Genomic DNA, 15,196 nt, shown 5'->3' with positions numbered 1-15,196 from the left:
CCGGCGGCCTCGGTTCGGCCGGTGATCGCCGTCGACGTCGGCGGGACGTCGATCAAGGCCGGCGTGCTCGGCCCCGACGGGCGGCTGGGCCCGGTGCACCGGACGTCCACGCCGCCGGCCGGGCCGGACGGGCTGGCGGTGGTCGACGCCGTCGAGGCGATCGTCCGCCGGCTCGCCGACGAGCTGTCGGACGGTTCGCCGTCGGGTGTGGCGCCGGCGGGTGGGCCGGCCGGTGCGCCGGTCGCGGCGGGTGTCGTGGTGGGTGTCGTCGTGCCCGGCATCGTGGACGAGGCGGCCGGGGTCGCGGTGCACGCGGAGAACCTGGGCTGGCGCGACGTGCCGCTGCGGTCGCTGCTGTCCGAGCGGCTGGGCTGTCCGGTCGCGGTCGGCCACGACGTGCGGGCGGGCGGGATGGCCGAGCATCGCCTGGGCGCCTGCCGGGGCGAGCGGAACGCGGTGTTCCTGCCGGTCGGGACCGGCATCGCGGCGGCACTGATCCTCGACGGCCGGGTGTTCGCCGGCGACGGCTACGCCGGCGAGCTCGGCCACGTCGACGTCGGGCATGACCTGCCGTGCGCCTGCGGCGGTCGCGGCTGCCTGGAGGCGATCGCCTCCGCCTCCGCCGTCACCCGTCGTTACGCGCTCGCCGCCGGCGCTCCGGTCGCCGGGAGTCGCGAGGTCGCCGAGCTGGTGCGCCGCGGCGACCCGGCCGCCGTCGCCGTGTGGGACGAGGCGCTGGACGCGCTGGCGTACGGGCTGTCGATGCTGGTCGGCGTGGTCGCGCCGGCGGTGGTGGCGATCGGCGGCGGGCTGGGCGAGTCGCCCGACCTGGTGCTCCGGCCGCTGACCGACCGGCTTGCCGAGCGGCTGACGTTCCAGCGGCTGCCGCGCGTCGTCGCCGCCGAGCTGGGCGACCGCGCCGGCTGCGTCGGCGCCGGCCTGCTGGCCCGCGAGCCGATGCCATGACGCGCGTCGTCTGCCTCACCCCCAACCCGGCGATCGACGTCACGTACCGGGTGCCGACGCTGACGCCCGGCGGCGCTCACCGGGTCGCCGACGTGCTGGAACGGCCCGGCGGCAAGGGCGTCAACGTCGCCCGGGTGCTGCACGCGCTGGGCGTGCCGTGCGTGATCGTGGCGCCCCTGGGCGGACCCGCCGGGACCTGGCTGGCCGACGCGCTGACCGACGCCGGGCTCGCGGTGCGCGCGGTGCCGGTCGCCGCGCCGACGCGCCGCACGTTCACCGTCGTGGACGAGGGCGGTACGGCGACCGCGTTCAACGAGCCCGGCCGTCCCCTCACCGGCGCCGAGTGGGCCGCCGTCGTCGACGCCGTGAACGAAGAGCTGGCCGGAGCCGAGGCACTGGTGGTCTCCGGCAGCCTGCCCGCCGGCGCGCCGGAAGACCTGCTGCCGCGGCTGATCGCGGCCGGCGTCCCCGCCGTCGTCGACACCTCCGGGCCGGCCCTGCTCGCCGCGGCCGGGGCCGGCCCGGTGCTGCTCAAGCCGAACGCCGACGAGCTGTCCGCGGCCCTTCCCGGGTTGAGCCACACCGACGCCGCCCGCCGGCTGCTCGCGCTCGGCGCCGAGCGCGTGGTCGTCTCCCTGGGCGCCGACGGCCTGCTCGGCCTGGCCGGCGGCGAGGCGTGGCGGGTCGCCGCGATCCCCGGGGTCACCGGCAACCCGACCGGCGCCGGCGACGCCACCGTCGCGGCGCTGGTCCGCGGCCTGATCGACGGCACCTCGTGGCCGGACGTCCTCGCCGACGCCGCCGCGCTCGGCGCCGCGGCCGTCCTCGAGGCCGCCGCCGGCGACGTCGACCTCGCCGCCTACACACGATTCCTGCCCACGTTGCATGCGGAGCGACTCGAATGACGCTGACCTCGATGACCGGACTGCTCACCGACGCCGCCACGCGGCACCAGGGCGTCGGCGCGTTCAACGTGATCCTGCTCGAGCACGCCGAGGGTCTGGTCGACGGCGCGGACCGGGCCGGCGCCCCGATCGTGCTGCAGCTGAGCCAGAACTGCGTCCGCTACCACGGCGCGCTGGCGCCGATCGCCGCCGCGACGCTGGCGGTCGCCCGGGCCGCGGCCGTGCCGGTCGTCGTGCACCTGGACCATGCCGAGGACGCGGCGCTCGTCCACGAGGCGGTCGAGCTGGGCATCGGCAGCGTCATGTTCGACGCGTCGAAGCTGCCGTACGAGGCCAACGTCGCCGCGACCCGCGCCGTCGTCGAGTACTGCCACGCGCGCGGGGTCGCCGTCGAGGCGGAGCTGGGCGAGGTCGGCGGCAAGGACGGCGTGCACGCGCCCGGCGCCCGCACCGACCCCGCGGAGGCGGCCGCGTTCGCCGCCGCGACCGGCGTCGACGCACTCGCCGTCGCCGTCGGCACGTCGCACGCGATGCGCACCCGTGACGCCGTCGTCGACCACGCTCTGATCGCCGAGCTGCGCGCCGCGGTCCCGGTCCCGCTGGTGCTGCACGGCTCGTCCGGCGTGCCGGACGCGGAACTGGCCAAGGCGGTCGTGTCGGGCATGACGAAGGTCAACATCGCGACCCACCTCAACGCCGTGTTCACCGCCGCCGTCCGCGACCGGCTGGCCGGCGACCCGCGGCTCGTCGACCCCCGTCGCTACGTCGCCGCCGGCCGGGAGGCACTGGCCGCGGAGACGGCCCGGCTGCTCGGTGTGCTGCGGCGGTCGCACCGATCCAGAAATCTCGCCGCAGCGGTACAACTCGGATATGGCTCTGAGCATCAAGAGTGTCGAGGCGGACCGGCTGGCCCGTGAGCTCGCAGCGGTCACGGGTGAGTCCCTGACCACGGCGGTGATCAATGCCCTGCGCGAGCGGCTGGATCGCGAGCGCGGCGGCTCCGGCGACCGGGTCGCGCGCCGGCTGCGCGCGCTCCAGTCCGACCTGCTCCGTCACAAGGTGCTCGACACCCGCTCCGCTGACGAGATCATCGGATACGACGACGGCCCGCCTCGATGACCACTACGGCGACTGCTTCACCTACGGCATCGCCGCCGAGTTCGGGATTCCCGTCCTCTGCGTCGGTGACGACTTCGCCCGCACCGACGTGGACGTGCTTCGGCCGGCCTGAGTCGTCAGGCGGCGTCGACCGGAGCCACTCCGCTGATGCGATGCACCGCGAACGAGCGGACCTCGCCACTGCGGTGGTCGAACGCGGACAGCCACCCGCCCTCGATGCGGGCCGGGTCGATCAGGCGCTCGGTCGTGGCGCCGTGCTGGTCGACGTAGCCGATCCAGACCGTGGCGCCGACCTCCAGCGCCTCGCGCAGTTCGGCCAGGGTGGTGGCGGCCGTCGTCCGGCCGAGCCGCCCACGCCCGCCGTCGGCCGGTCGCTCCGCCCGGGACCGGTCGCCGGCGCGCAGCGCGCGGACGGCGGCGCCGAGCAGCGTCTCCTCCGGCGCGGCCAGTTCCGACGGCACCGGCCGCGGCGCGAACCGGCCGGCCGCACGTCGCGGCTCCATGCGGCCGATCACGATGGACCCGTCGGCCGCCTCCGGCACCGGGCTGAAGCCGAGCTGGCGCAACCGCTCGACCAGCGTGTTCGCCGCGATCGAGGAGGCGAGGACGGTGGGCGCGAGCCGGCGCAGGCTCAGGCTGGACGAGCGCGGGTCGGCCATGATCGCGGCCAGCACCGCCTCGTCGTCGCAGCGGACGAACGCCGACGCGCTGCCGACCCGCAGCTGGCCGTGGGTGCGGGCGACGTCGTCGACGAGGTACGTCAGCGGCTGCGGCACCGGCGTGCGGGAGATGGTGGCGAGGAACGCGTGCACGTCGGCGGCGGTGCGACCGGCGTCGAGCGCCCGGCGCAGCGAGCCGGCGGTGAACCGGTGCACCGACGCGCCGCCGCGGCTCTCGACATCGGACAGCAGGCTCAGCTCACGTTCGAGATCGGTGCGCAGCGGGCCGGGCGCGATCGCCGTCAGGTCGGCCTGCAGCAGCACGTGGTCCAGCGGCTGGGGCAGGCTCGCCCGGACCGCCTCGGTGGCGGCGTCGACGGCCCGGTCACCGCCGCGGCCGGCCAGGAGCGGTCGGGCGAACGACGCCAGCGCGCCCATGCCGGTCAGGCCGAGCTGCTCGGCCTCGCGCAGCGTCCAGCGCACGAGGTCGTCGCGGAACCGGCCGGCCCGGCGCGGCCGCCGCCACTGCAGCGCTGCCAGCACGCCGACGAGGTCGGGCGCCCAGCCCGCCGGCAGCCCGGCCAGCTCCTCCAGCGCGAGCCGGCGCACCTCGGGCGCGGCGGGCCGTTCGAGGTCGCGGCCCAGCGGCGCGATCGGGCGGTCCTTCTCGTCGCGGCTCCCGGCCAGGCCGGCGACGCGGCTGGTGCCGAGCCAGCCCTGGGCGAGGACGGCCCACCGGCGGGCGGGCTCCTCGCGGCGCCAGGCGTCGAACTCCGGCGTCGGCAGCCACACCTCGTCGGCATCGCCGATGGCGACCAGCCCGGCCGCGTAGGCGACCTCGGCGATCAGCGCGGCGCCGGCCTCGTCGGTGTCGAGGAGCTCAGGCAGCCGGCGCAGGTCGCGCACGCCGAGGCCGCCGGTGCGCAGGACCGGCGGCGGCTCGGCCGCCCACGTGTCCAGCAGCAGCTCGACCTTGCGGGTGAGGTCGTACGCCCCGGCGCCGGCCGTCCGGTCGACGGTGTCAGGGGCGCGCTCGGTGACCGGCGGGGTGGGCGGCGCCGGCTGCGGCTCGGTGTGCACCCGGCCGCCACGCAGCTGCAGGGCGACCTCGCGCGGCAGCACGACCGTCGTCGAGTCGACCGGCACCAGCAGGCCCACCGCCAGCAGCAGATCGATCGGCGTGCGCGCGGTCGCCCGCTGCACCTCGCGCAGGGCGTCGTCGATGCGGCCGGTCGGCGGCCCCGGGGTGAGCGCGGCCAGTGCCGAGCGGGCGTCGTCGGTCAGCTCGTCCAGCAGCCGCGTCAGCGCGGCCGGGTCGGTGAGCTGCGCCGCGACGGCGTCGACGTTGCCGGCGTGGTCGGCGGCCGGGGTGAGGTCGAGGCCGTCCATGATCGACGCCAGCCGTGACGGCGGCAGCGCGAGCAGCGCCTGCCGGGCCGGCGGGCCGAGGCCGGCCGGATGCGGGCCGACGATCTCGTGCACGATGCGCGGCAGCCGCAGGTCGTCGTCGGGACCCCAGAGCAGCGCCTGCGTCCGCAGCGTCGCCAGCGCGCCGTCGACCGCGGCCGCCGTGGCCCCCAGCGCCGCGCGCACGTCGGCCGGGCCGGTCGGCGCGGGTAAGATCACCAGCGCGTCGACGACCTGGAGGGTGAAGCGGTCCAGCCGGTCCAGCGCCCGGACGGCCGACGCCCGGGTGGTGGCCCGCGAGGCCAGCTGCGAGACGTCGGCGGGCACCGGGACGAGCAGATCCGGCCGCGCGCGCAGCAGCGCCGCCAGCTCGTCGTCGGCACGAGCGCGCAGGTCGTCGGCGAGACTGCGCGGAGCCGAGTCGTTCCCGGTCATCCGCTCTACGGTACGGCGTGGGTCCGACGTACTGAAAATCAGAGTTTGCGCAGACGCTCCAGCAGCTCCGCGCTGCGCTCAGCGGCCTCGATCCGGGCTTCGATGTCTGCCGCCTTCAGCTCCGCCGTGATGTCGGGATCCACGGGAACTTCGAGGGGCTTGCGTCGTTCGACCGTCACATGCGCGACATTACCGGCCACGCCGTGGCGGCCCAACCCCCATCCCAGCCTTCGGGTCAGGGTGCGGTGAGCGCGCGCAGGACGTCGTCCAGGTAGGCCCGCCGCTCCTCGCTCGCCTGCGGCAGGACCTGCGGCGTGGAGTGCGCCAGCTCGGCGTGACCGAGGTAGGCGCTGTAGGCGAGCAGCGCGCGGCGGTGGGCGGCGGCAGGGGCGAAGCCGGCGTCCTCGAACAACGCGACGATGAGGCCGATCCGGGCGCGTGTCACCCGGTCCAGCGCCGCGGCGACCCGCTCGTCCGCGGCAGTGGCCAGCAGCGCCGGTCCGACGGCGTCACGCTCGGCGATGCCGACGACCCGGGTGATCAACCGGCGCAGCCGGTCCGCCGGCTCGCCGTCCATTGCGGTGATCTCGCCGATGACGTCGGTGGTGGTGCGCTCCTCCCAGCGGGCCAGCGCGGCGTCCAGCAGCGCGTCGCGGTTGGCGAAGTGCCAGTAGAAGCTGCCCTTGGTCGCGTGCAGCCGGGCGGCCAGCGGCTCGACAGCGACGGCGGCCAGTCCGCCGGCCGCGATCGCCGTCAGTGCGGCCTCCGCCCAGTCGTCGCGGGACAGTCGGCGGCGGGGGTTCTGCTCGGGCATCGCCATACGCTACCGTACGGAGAACCATACGGTGGCGTATGGCCTTCTCGTTGGGGGTGCACGATGGCGTACGACGTGATCGTGGTCGGAGCTCGCGTGGCGGGTGCGGCGACGGCGCTGCTGTTGGCCCGCGCCGGACTCCATGTCCTCGCCGTGGACCGCGTGTCCTTCCCGTCCGACGCGGTGTCGTCCCACCAGGTGCAGGTCCCGGCGGTCGCGCGGCTGGCCCGCTGGGGCGTGCTGGACCGGCTGGTGGCCGCCGGGACGCCGCCGGCTCGCGCCGTCCGGCTCGACTCCGGCCGCGTGGTGCTGACCGGCCGCTATCCGGCGGTCGACGGCGTCGACGCGCTCTACAGCCCGCGCCGCACGCTGCTGGACGCCGCTCTCGTCGACGCCGCCCGAGCCGCCGGCGCCGAGGTCCGCGAGCGGTTCCGGGTCGAGGACCTGGTGCGGCGCGACGGTGTCGTGTCGGGGATCCGCGGCCGGTCCGGGCGCGGTGCGTCTGTGCAGGAGCTGGCCCGGCTGGTGATCGGCGCGGACGGCAAGCACTCGTTCATCGCGTCCGCCGTCGGCGCCGAGGCCTACCGGTCCGTGCCGCCACGGACCTTCGCCTCGTATGGCTACTGGTCCGGCGTGCCGCTCGACGGCGGCGAACTGCACCATCGCGCCGGCCTCGTCGCGGCGGCCTTCCCGACCAACGACAACCTGAGCGTCGTGTACGTGGCGGCGCCGCTGACGGAGTTCGGCGTGGCCCGTCGCGACCTGCCGGCCCATTACCTCGCCGGTCTGGACCGCTGCGGCGACCTCGGCCACCGGGTCCGGGCCGGCGTTCTGGCCGAGCGGCTGCGCACCACGCCCGACCAGCCCAACCTGCTGCGCGCGTCGTGGGGGCCGGGCTGGGCCCTGGCCGGCGACGCGGGCGCCGTCATCGACTCGGTCACCGCCCAGGGCATCACGCACGCCCTCGCCGACGCGGAGTCGCTGGCCGGCGCCGTCATCGCCGGGTTCGGTGGGACGCTCCCACTGGCCTCGGCCTTGGCCGTCCGGCACCGCGAGCGCGACGGCCGCCTCCGCCCGATGTACGACCTCACCGTCCGCGTCGCCGGCCTGCGTCCCCGGCGAATCGACCACGCCCTGCTCGCGGCTCTCGCCCGGCGGCCATCAGAGGTCGGCCGGTTCCTCGGCGTCTTGGCCGGCGTCGTTCCCGCCGACCACTACTTCACGCCGCGGGTCGTGCTGCCACTCATCGGCTCGGCCGCGGTCGACCGGCTGCGCGGCTGATGCCCGTTGTGTCCGATCCTCGGGTGGGCGAAGATGCATTGCCATGACTCAGCTCGACCCGCGGCAGGCACGGAACCGGTACCTGATCCTGCTGGCGCTGCGCTGGCTGCCGTCGGGTCTGCTGCTGCCGGTTCTGACGCTGCTACCGCTGGACCGCGGGCTCACGCTCTCCGAGCTCGGCCTCGCCGCGGCGATGCAGGGGCTGGTCGTGTTCCTGCTCGAGCTGCCCACCGGCGGTCTCTCCGACGCCCTCGGCCGCCGCCCGGTGACGATCGCCGCGGGCCTGATCAGCATCGGCGGGCTGGCGCTCATCTACACAGCCGACTCGTTCGTCGTGTTCGCCCTGGCCTTCGCCGTTCAGGGGGTCTACCGGGCGCTCGACAGCGGCCCGCTCGAATCGTGGTACGTCGACACGGTCCAGGCGACGGATCCGGACGCCGACCTCTCCGAGGGCCTGTCCCGTGGCGGCACGGTCGCCGGTGTCGCGATCGGCGCTGGCGCCCTGCTGGCGGGCGGCCTGGTCGCGCTGGACCCGTTCGGCTCGGTCGACGCGCTGGCCGTGCCGGTGCTCGTCGCCGCGCTGTCCCGCGTGGTGTCGGTGCTGGCCACGATGCGGCTGATGGTCGAGCCGGGCCGGTCGACGAGCTGGCGGTCGTCGCTCACCGCGGCCGCCGACGTGCCCGGCGTCATCGCCGGGAGCCTGCGGCTGCTGCGCGGGTCGCGGATCCTGCAGGCGCTGGTGTGCATCGAGTTGTTCTGGGGGATCGGGGCGATCGCGTACGAGTCGCTGACGCCGATCCGGATGGCCGAGGTGCTCGACGACGCGGATCGCGCCGGCGCGATCATGGGGCCGGCGGCGGCCGCCGCCTGGCTGGCGTCGGCCGGTGGCGCGGCGCTGGCGCCGGTGCTGTCCCGGCGGATCGGCATCGCGGCGACGGCGGCCACGACGCGGCTGGCGCAGGCCGTCTTCATCGCGACGATGACGGTGTTCGCCGGCCCGGCCGGGCTGCTCGTGGCGTTTCTGGCCTGTTACCTCGCCGACGGCGCGTCGAGCCCGATGCACATGACGCTGCTGCACAAGGAGGTGACCGGCGCGCACCGGACCACGATCGTGTCGCTGAGCTCGATGGTGTTCCAGCCGGCCTCGGCGATCGGCATGCTGCTGCTGACGAATGTCGCGGAGTCGGCCTCGGTGACGACGGCGATGCTCGTCGGGGCCACCGTGGTCGCGCTCGCCGTGCCGCTGTACCTGCCGGTGTATCGGGCCGAGCGGCGGGCCGTGCCGGTCGGCGGCCCGGATCAGCCGCCGGCTGGCACTGTCGCGTAGCCGTCTCAGCCGTTCGGGAACGGGACGGTGACGTTGTCGCCGGGCGTCGACGTCGACCCAGTCGCCGTGGTTGGACCAGCCCGCCCGGGCCGCGCCGTCCTCCGTCAGTCCGCCGACGCCGGACTCGACCGCCGCCGTCAGCGCCTCGACCACCGTCACCTCGTCGACGGCGCCGCCGACCAGGCAGCTGTCCACGTGGACCGACGTCGAGTCCGCACCCGAGACCGCGAGCAGGCAGGCCGCCGCCGCGGTGCCGTGGCCGCCGTACGGCTCGACCCGGTCGCTGCCGTCGGCCTACACCTGCGCGTCGGCGCGCGAGTCGCCGCTGACCGCGCTGAATCGCTGGTAGTCCTCGGCGAGGGCGTGGACGAACCCGGTGTCGACGACGGCGACGTCGACCCGGCGCTCGCCGGCCGGCTCGGGCAGGTCGAGCATCGCCCGGTGCCGGCGGAGGTGGTGGTCGTGGAGAGGTGCGCCATGGCGACTCCTGCGGGTCAGGTGGCGGGGATAGATTCCGGCAACGTATCCCCGCCACCACGACCGACCGAGCAAGAGTCCTCAGACGATGAGTCGCGGGCCCGTGTGCGGCAGCGCGCCGATGGCCGCCTCCTGCAGGACGACGTGCCGCGCGACCGGGGCGGACACCTCGCGTTCCACCATTCGGCGGGCGATCAGCCCGGCCACGACAGGGGCGGCGAACGACGTGCCGGACCAGAGCGCGTGCCCGTTGCTGAACCGCGCGGACGTCTGGTCGATGTAGTCGTACCGGCCGTTCGGATAGGGGATGACGGTGTTCTCGCCGGGTGTGTAGGCATCGACCCAGTAGCCGAAGTTGCTCCACGGGGCACGGAAGTCACCACCGCTGGTGAGTGCGCCGACCGCCGTCACCCAGCTGTATGCGGCGGGCCAGAACGGGACGTCGGTGCCGTGGTTGCCGGCCGCTGCGACGATCACGGTCTCCGGGTGCTTGCTCACCACACGCCGGTAGAGCATGTCGAACGCCTTCGGTGTGTTGCCGTGCCGAGCGTAGAGACCGGCCTGGACGCTGACGACGTCGACGCCGGCCTTGACGACCTTCTCGAGGTCCTCGACGATGGCCAGCTCGTCCACCGCGCCGCCGAGCAGGCAATCGCGCACCTCGACCTTGACCGACTCGGCGCCGGACACGGCCAGCAGACGCGCTGTCGCCGCCGTGCCGTGACCCCCGTATGGCCGGATCTGGTCGGTGCCCTGTACGTACACGTCGTCGTCCGGCTCGAACTTCGTCACGGCCGAGAACCGGCCGAAGCCGGAGTCCTTCGCGGTGTCCGGTAGATAGCCGGTGTCGACGACGGCGATCGTCGGGCGGCCCGGGCCGACCGGCTCCCCGAGCGCCGGGATCGGGCCGTAGGACGGCACCGGCTCGGTGGCCGGGCACATGGCCATATGCACCTGGGCGTCCAGCACGTGGTTCGGGGCGACGATCCGCTCGTCGCCGAGGATGTCGGCGAGCCTGCCGGCGATCTCGGCTGCGTCGGAACCCGCGACATGCAGGACGGCCAGCCCGACCGGGCCCTCCGTCACCTCGGGGCGGTCGAGCCGTAGCTCGTCGAACGCGGCTAGCACGGCATCAAGATCGCGCTCGTCGCAGATCAGCTGGCCTTGCCGGTACAGATACTCGATCGCCGTCTCGTCCCGGTTCCAGCGAGCGGCGAGTTCGAACCCCCGTTCCTTGGTGCGACGAGCGCTGTTCTCACGCAGCCGCTCGAACTCCTGGTGTAGCCGTTCGCGATCCGGTTGCATCGGATTCCCCCAGACATGATTCGGGCAAACGACTACATGTCTAGCATCAGGGCGTGACCTCGGGAAGCACGTCGGCGGCGGTAGCTGTGGATCAGTTGCCTGGTCTGGCGATGTCGAGTCCCGACGAGGCGGATCGGGCCGCTCGTGCCGTGCTGTCCGGTGCGGCGACGCCGCTCGACCAGACGTACGCCCTGCAGGCGCTCGGCATCGTGCAGCGGGAGCGTGGCGAGGTGGGTCAGGCCTTGCGCACCGTGCGCCGCGGCATCCGGGTCGGCCGCGAGTACGGAATCGACGCCAGAGTCACCGAGCTCGAGGCCAGCCTCGGCACCGTGCTTGCGCTGGCCGGCCGCCGACGGGCCGCCTTCGACGTGTTCGACAGCGCCCTCCACGGCGCGGAGCCGGACGAGCGCGCCAGGATCCTCGTGCGGCGGGCGGCGGCGTCCTACTTCTTCCAGGACTTCGACGGCACGCGCCGGGACTGTGCCGAGGCGGCGACGATCCTGGCGCGCTTCGGCGACATCGGGTGGGAGGCGACGGCGCGGACCAACCTGGCGTCAGCACTGCTCGCACTCGGCCGGTTCGCCGACGCCGACGAGGAGTACGGGCGTTCACAGGAGCTTGCGGAGAACGCCGGGCAGAACTATCTGGCCACCATCGTGGTGCAGAACCGAGGCGACTGCGCGCACCGGATGGGGGACCTGCCGCGAGCGCTGCGCCTGCTCTACGACGCGCGCCGGCGGTACGAGGAACTGGGCGTGGTGCCGCCCGAGGTGGTCCGCGACCTCGCCGTCGTCCAGCTGGCGGCCGGCCTCACCGAGGACGCCGCCAGCACGGCGGACGAGCTGGTGGCGGTGCTGGACGGCGCTCGCGACTCCGCCCTGCGCCGGTCCGACGGGTTCATCGCGGCCGCCATCGTGCATCTCGCCGCCGGCAATGCCGGCCGCGCCGCCGACCTGGCACGACGGGCGGCACGGTCGAGTCGCCGGCAGGGGCACGACGACGCGGAGCGGCATGCGCGCGTCGTCCTTCTCCGGGCCCAGGCCGCCGCAGGCGCCGTCACGAAGCGGCATGCCCGGGCGGCCGCCGAGCTGGCGTCGGAGCTGACCGACCGCTACGCCTCCGAGCGCCTCGACGCGCTCGTGCTGGCCGGTCGGCTGGCGCTGTCGACGGGGCTGCCGGAACTGGCCGGTGAGGCACTGCGGACGGCGGCGGCCGGGCGGCGCGGGCGCGGGTCGGCGCTGCGCCGGGCCACCGGGTGGTACGCCCAGGCGCTGCTGGCCGAGTCCGCCGGCGACCGGCGGGCGATGCTGCGCGCCTGCGGCCGCGGCCTTGACGTGCTGGACACGCACGCGTTGTCGCTGGGCGCGACGGAGCTGCGGGCCCGGGCGACGGTGCACGGCAGCGAGCTCGCGGCGCTCGCGACCCGCCGGGTGGCGATCGACGGGTCGGCGCGGGAGCTGCTGCGGTGGACCGAGCGCTGGCGCGCCAGCCTCCACTCGCTGCCCTGGCCCGCCGCCCGCCACGACGCCGAGCTGGCCGCCCAGCTGGGCCGCCTACGCGCCGTCGGCAGCCTCATCGGCAGCCACGCCGACGAGGCGGAGCGGCGCCGCATCGAGGAGCGGATCCGCCGGCACGTCCACGGCCGCGACGCGACCGGCGGCGCCGCCACGAAGGCGCGGCGCCGGCTCGACGTCCGGGAGCTGCTCGACGCGCTCGGGGACCGGACGCTGGTCAGCATCGTCGGGCTGCGCGGCGGGCGGTTCCACGTCGTCGTCGCGCGCGAGGGACGGCTGAAGCACCTGGTCGCGGGCGACTCCGGCGCCGCGCTGGACGAGGTCGAGTACGCCAAGTTCGCGCTGCGCGGCGCCGCCGTGGCCGCCGACGCCGTCGCCGGGGTGTTGCTGACCGCCGCCGAGCCGGGGCTCGCCCGGCTGCAGCAGACGATGCTCGGCCCGGCGGTCCGGGAGCTGGGCGACGGTCCCGTCGTGCTGGTGCCGCCGTCGACGATGCAGTCGGTGCCGTGGGGCGCGCTGCCGGCGCTGCGCGACCGCGACGTGACGGTGGCGCCCTCGGCGACCGCCTGGCTACGGGCCCGGACCAGCGTCCCGCCGGAGGACAAGGCGGTCGCGCTGATCGCCGGCGCCGACCTCGCGTCGTCGGGCGCGGAGGTCGGCGTCCTGGCCGGCGTCTACCCCGACGCGACGGTGCTGACCGGCGGCGACGCCACCGCCGACGCCGCGCTGGCCGCGCTGGACGGGGCCTGGCTGGCGCACATCGGCGCGCACGGCCGCTACCGCGGCGACAACCCGATGTTCTCGTCGCTGGAGCTGGCCGACGGCCCGCTGACGGTGTTCGACATCGAGCGGCTGCAGGCGCCGCCGTACCGCCTGCTGTTGACGGCGTGCGAGTCCGGCGTCGGCTCGCCGACCGGTGCCGACGAGCTGCTCGGGCTGTCCACGTCGCTGTCGGCATTGGGCACCGCCGGCCTGCTGGCCACCGTCGTCCCGGTGAGCGACGCCGCGAGCGTCGACCTCAGCCTGGTCGTGCACGAGCGGCTGCGCGACGGCGACGACCTCGGCGCCGCGCTGCTGGCGGCCCGCCGGGCGGCGGACGGGGCGCGGGACCGAGCCACCGCGTGGTCCTTCCTGGCCCTCGGCGGCGCCTGAAACCCAGAGTGACCCGAATCACACATGTCGGGCCGGATGCCGCGTATGGTGATCGCCGTGTCCCTCACCATCGGTTTCGACCTCGATCTCACGCTCGTCGACTCCGCGGAGGGGATCAAGGTCTCGATGACCGAGGCGTTCCGCCGGGTCGGCGTCGACGTCGACCCGCAGCGGCTGCTGCCGATGATCGGCCTGCCGCTGGAGACGACGCTGCGTGCGTTCATCGACGAGGACCGCGTCCCCGAGGTGCGCGACCTCTACCGCGAGCTCTACCCGACGCTCGGCATCCCGGGCACCAAGGCGCTGCCCGGCGCGGTCGAGGCGATCGACGCCATCCACGCCCACCACGGCACAGTCCTGGTCGTCAGCGCGAAGATCGAGTCCGCGGTCCGGGCCGTGCTCGCGCACGTCGGGCTGCCGGTCGACGACGTCATCGGCGAGCGGTTCGCCGAGACGAAGGGCGCGGCGCTGCAGGAACGCGGCGCCGACGTCTACGTGGGCGACCACCCCGGCGACATGGTCGGCGCCCGGACCGCCGGGGTCTACGCCATCGGCGTGACGACGGGCGGGCACGACGCGGTCGCGCTGCGCGAGGCCGGCGCCGACGTCGTCTTCGCCGACCTGCTCGACTTCCCGTACTGGCTCGACGACTACGTCGGCACCCCGACCTAGAGCACCAGCCGCCGGAGCAGCCGGTCCAGCTCGGCCGCCGGATCGTCGGTGAGCCCGGCGTGCACCGGCCCGGTCTGCACGATCGTGCTGCGCGGCGCCGTCAGCCAGCGGAACCGCTCGCCGATCGGCGTCGCACCCACCGGGCCGGCCGCGGCCGCGTCGGTGCAGGTCGCGGCGTACGCCTCGGCCGCGGCACGGATCGCGTCGACGTCGGCGTCCGGGTCCAGCGCGCGCAGCCGGTCCGCGTCGAGATGGACGGCGGCGCCGAGATAGTCCGCCTTCTGGCTGTAGACGATGACGCCGGCGTTGACGAACTCGGCCCGCTCGATGCGGGGGACCACCCGCAGGACGGCGTACTCGAACGGGATCATGCGGCGGCCGCCGGCAGCCAGGCCGACGAGGCGGCGACGCGCGCGGCCAGGTAGTCGGCGTAGACGGCCCGGACGGCGTCCGCGTCCGGGTGGCCAGGGAGGTCGGGCAGCCAGTCGTCCGGGACCAGCGCCAGGATCTGCGCCAGCGCCGACGGCGTCACCAGCGGCGCCAGCTCCGCGTCGACCGCCGGCAGCCGGTCCGCGGCGAACGCCAGCACGTGGTCGTCGATCGGGTACGGCCGCGCCGCGAACGCCTCCACCCCCGGCCACGTGTGCTGGAACAGCAGCGCCGCGCCGTGGTCGATCGCCCACAGCTGCCCGTGCCACGTCAGCAGGTTCGGGTTGCGCCAGCTGCGGTCGACGTTGACCGTCAGCGCGTCCAGCCACAGCACCTTCGCGGCGTCCGTGGCGTCGGCCCGCCGGCCGTGCCCGTCGTAGCCGAGCGAGCGCGGCAGGAAGTCCATGCCGAGGTTCACCCCGACGCTGGCCAGCAGCAACGCCTGGATCTCCGGGTCCGGCTCGCGCCGCGCGATCGCCTCGTCGAGGTCCACGAGCACGAGATCGGGCACCCGGATGTCCAGCCGCCGGGACAGCTCGCCGACCACGATCTCCGCGACCAGCGACTTCGGGCCCTGCCCCGCGCCGCGGAACTTCACCACGTAGGTGCCGAGGTCGTCGCCCTCGACCAGCCCGGGCAGTGAGCCGCCCTCGCGCAGCGGCTCGACGTAGCGAACCGCGCGCACCAGCGGCAGCCCGGTGTACGTCGTCACCGCGGGAACGTCGACCATGGGC

General features: G+C 75.1%; 16 protein-coding genes. 9 read left to right on the top strand and 7 right to left on the bottom strand.

The window, feature by feature from the left end; translation table 11 throughout:
* The first annotated feature begins 21 nt into the window (after nt 1-21).
* The 4 genes from C1I92_RS19270 to C1I92_RS19255 are packed head-to-tail and all read left to right on the top strand — an operon-like array spanning nt 22 to nt 2,990.
* Nucleotides 22-966 (top strand): ROK family protein, encoded by a 945-nt coding sequence (locus C1I92_RS19270; protein WP_199521377.1) that lies wholly within the window; start codon nt 22-24, stop codon nt 964-966.
* Nucleotides 963-1,871, top strand: a complete 909-nt coding sequence (locus tag C1I92_RS19265; RefSeq protein WP_111256271.1) for a 1-phosphofructokinase family hexose kinase — start codon at nt 963-965, stop codon at nt 1,869-1,871. The genes C1I92_RS19270 and C1I92_RS19265 overlap by 4 nt, the downstream gene beginning before the upstream one ends.
* Nucleotides 1,868-2,788, top strand: a complete 921-nt coding sequence (locus C1I92_RS19260; RefSeq protein ID WP_111256270.1) for a class II fructose-bisphosphate aldolase — start codon at nt 1,868-1,870, stop codon at nt 2,786-2,788. Before C1I92_RS19265 ends, C1I92_RS19260 begins: the two co-directional genes overlap by 4 nt.
* Nucleotides 2,742-2,990, top strand: coding sequence for a type II toxin-antitoxin system VapB family antitoxin (locus tag C1I92_RS19255; protein ID WP_111256269.1), 249 nt, complete (start codon nt 2,742-2,744; stop codon nt 2,988-2,990). The genes C1I92_RS19260 and C1I92_RS19255 overlap by 47 nt, the downstream gene beginning before the upstream one ends.
* A gap of 116 nt (nt 2,991-3,106) precedes the next feature.
* Here C1I92_RS19255 and C1I92_RS19250 read toward each other — a convergent pair whose 3' ends face one another.
* The 3 genes from C1I92_RS19250 to C1I92_RS19245 are packed head-to-tail and all read right to left on the bottom strand — an operon-like array spanning nt 3,107 to nt 6,305.
* Nucleotides 3,107-5,491: a helicase-associated domain-containing protein gene (locus tag C1I92_RS19250; protein WP_111256268.1), complete on the bottom strand. Its 2,385-nt coding sequence runs from the start codon at nt 5,489-5,491 to the stop codon at nt 3,107-3,109.
* 38 nt (nt 5,492-5,529) lie between these two features.
* Nucleotides 5,530-5,670: a hypothetical protein gene (locus C1I92_RS33915; RefSeq protein ID WP_158564202.1), complete on the bottom strand. Its 141-nt coding sequence runs from the start codon at nt 5,668-5,670 to the stop codon at nt 5,530-5,532.
* A gap of 56 nt (nt 5,671-5,726) precedes the next feature.
* Nucleotides 5,727-6,305, bottom strand: a complete 579-nt coding sequence (locus C1I92_RS19245; RefSeq protein WP_199521376.1) for a TetR/AcrR family transcriptional regulator — start codon at nt 6,303-6,305, stop codon at nt 5,727-5,729.
* A gap of 63 nt (nt 6,306-6,368) precedes the next feature.
* On the opposite strand from C1I92_RS19245, the gene C1I92_RS19240 reads away from it, so the two are divergent.
* The 3 genes from C1I92_RS19240 (at nt 6,369) to C1I92_RS19230 (ending at nt 9,262) form a co-directional block, all read left to right on the top strand.
* Nucleotides 6,369-7,586 carry an NAD(P)/FAD-dependent oxidoreductase gene (locus C1I92_RS19240; RefSeq protein ID WP_111256266.1) on the top strand — a complete coding sequence of 406 codons (1,218 nt, stop codon included), beginning with the start codon at nt 6,369-6,371 and terminating at the stop codon, nt 7,584-7,586.
* Nucleotides 7,587-7,629: 43 nt separating this feature from the next.
* Nucleotides 7,630-8,913, top strand: a complete 1,284-nt coding sequence (locus C1I92_RS19235; RefSeq protein ID WP_111256265.1) for an MFS transporter — start codon at nt 7,630-7,632, stop codon at nt 8,911-8,913.
* 70 nt (nt 8,914-8,983) lie between these two features.
* Nucleotides 8,984-9,262 (top strand): hypothetical protein, encoded by a 279-nt coding sequence (locus tag C1I92_RS19230; RefSeq protein ID WP_111256264.1) that lies wholly within the window; start codon nt 8,984-8,986, stop codon nt 9,260-9,262.
* Here the strand turns inward: C1I92_RS19230 and C1I92_RS33910 are convergent.
* Nucleotides 9,208-9,348, bottom strand: a complete 141-nt coding sequence (locus C1I92_RS33910) for a hypothetical protein (RefSeq protein WP_158564201.1) — start codon at nt 9,346-9,348, stop codon at nt 9,208-9,210. The two genes, C1I92_RS19230 and C1I92_RS33910, sit on opposite strands and share 55 nt — an antisense overlap.
* A 123-nt stretch (nt 9,349-9,471) precedes the next feature.
* Nucleotides 9,472-10,695 (bottom strand): S8/S53 family peptidase, encoded by a 1,224-nt coding sequence (locus C1I92_RS19225; RefSeq protein WP_111256263.1) that lies wholly within the window; start codon nt 10,693-10,695, stop codon nt 9,472-9,474.
* Nucleotides 10,696-10,805: 110 nt separating this feature from the next.
* Between C1I92_RS19225 and C1I92_RS19220 the strand changes: the two genes are divergently transcribed.
* Nucleotides 10,806-13,361, top strand: a complete 2,556-nt coding sequence (locus C1I92_RS19220; RefSeq protein ID WP_111256262.1) for a CHAT domain-containing protein — start codon at nt 10,806-10,808, stop codon at nt 13,359-13,361.
* A gap of 57 nt (nt 13,362-13,418) precedes the next feature.
* A complete protein-coding gene (locus C1I92_RS19215) occupies nt 13,419-14,033 on the top strand; it encodes an HAD family hydrolase (protein ID WP_199521375.1) in 615 nt (204 codons plus the stop codon).
* Here the strand turns inward: C1I92_RS19215 and C1I92_RS19210 are convergent.
* Entirely contained in the window at nt 14,030-14,404 is a 375-nt protein-coding gene (locus tag C1I92_RS19210) for a DUF3037 domain-containing protein (RefSeq protein WP_111256261.1), read from the bottom strand. The genes C1I92_RS19215 and C1I92_RS19210 overlap by 4 nt on opposite strands.
* Nucleotides 14,401-15,192 carry a HipA family kinase gene (locus tag C1I92_RS19205; RefSeq protein WP_111256260.1) on the bottom strand — a complete coding sequence of 264 codons (792 nt, stop codon included), beginning with the start codon at nt 15,190-15,192 and terminating at the stop codon, nt 14,401-14,403. Before C1I92_RS19205 ends, C1I92_RS19210 begins: the two co-directional genes overlap by 4 nt.
* Nucleotides 15,193-15,196: the final 4 nt, after the last annotated feature.

Source organism: Jiangella anatolica (assembly GCF_003236295.1).
In the GTDB taxonomy this organism is placed as follows: Bacteria; Actinomycetota; Actinomycetes; order Jiangellales; family Jiangellaceae; genus Jiangella; species Jiangella anatolica.
Note: the sequence above shows the minus strand (reverse complement) of the source record. Positions and strands in the feature narration are given on the sequence as shown.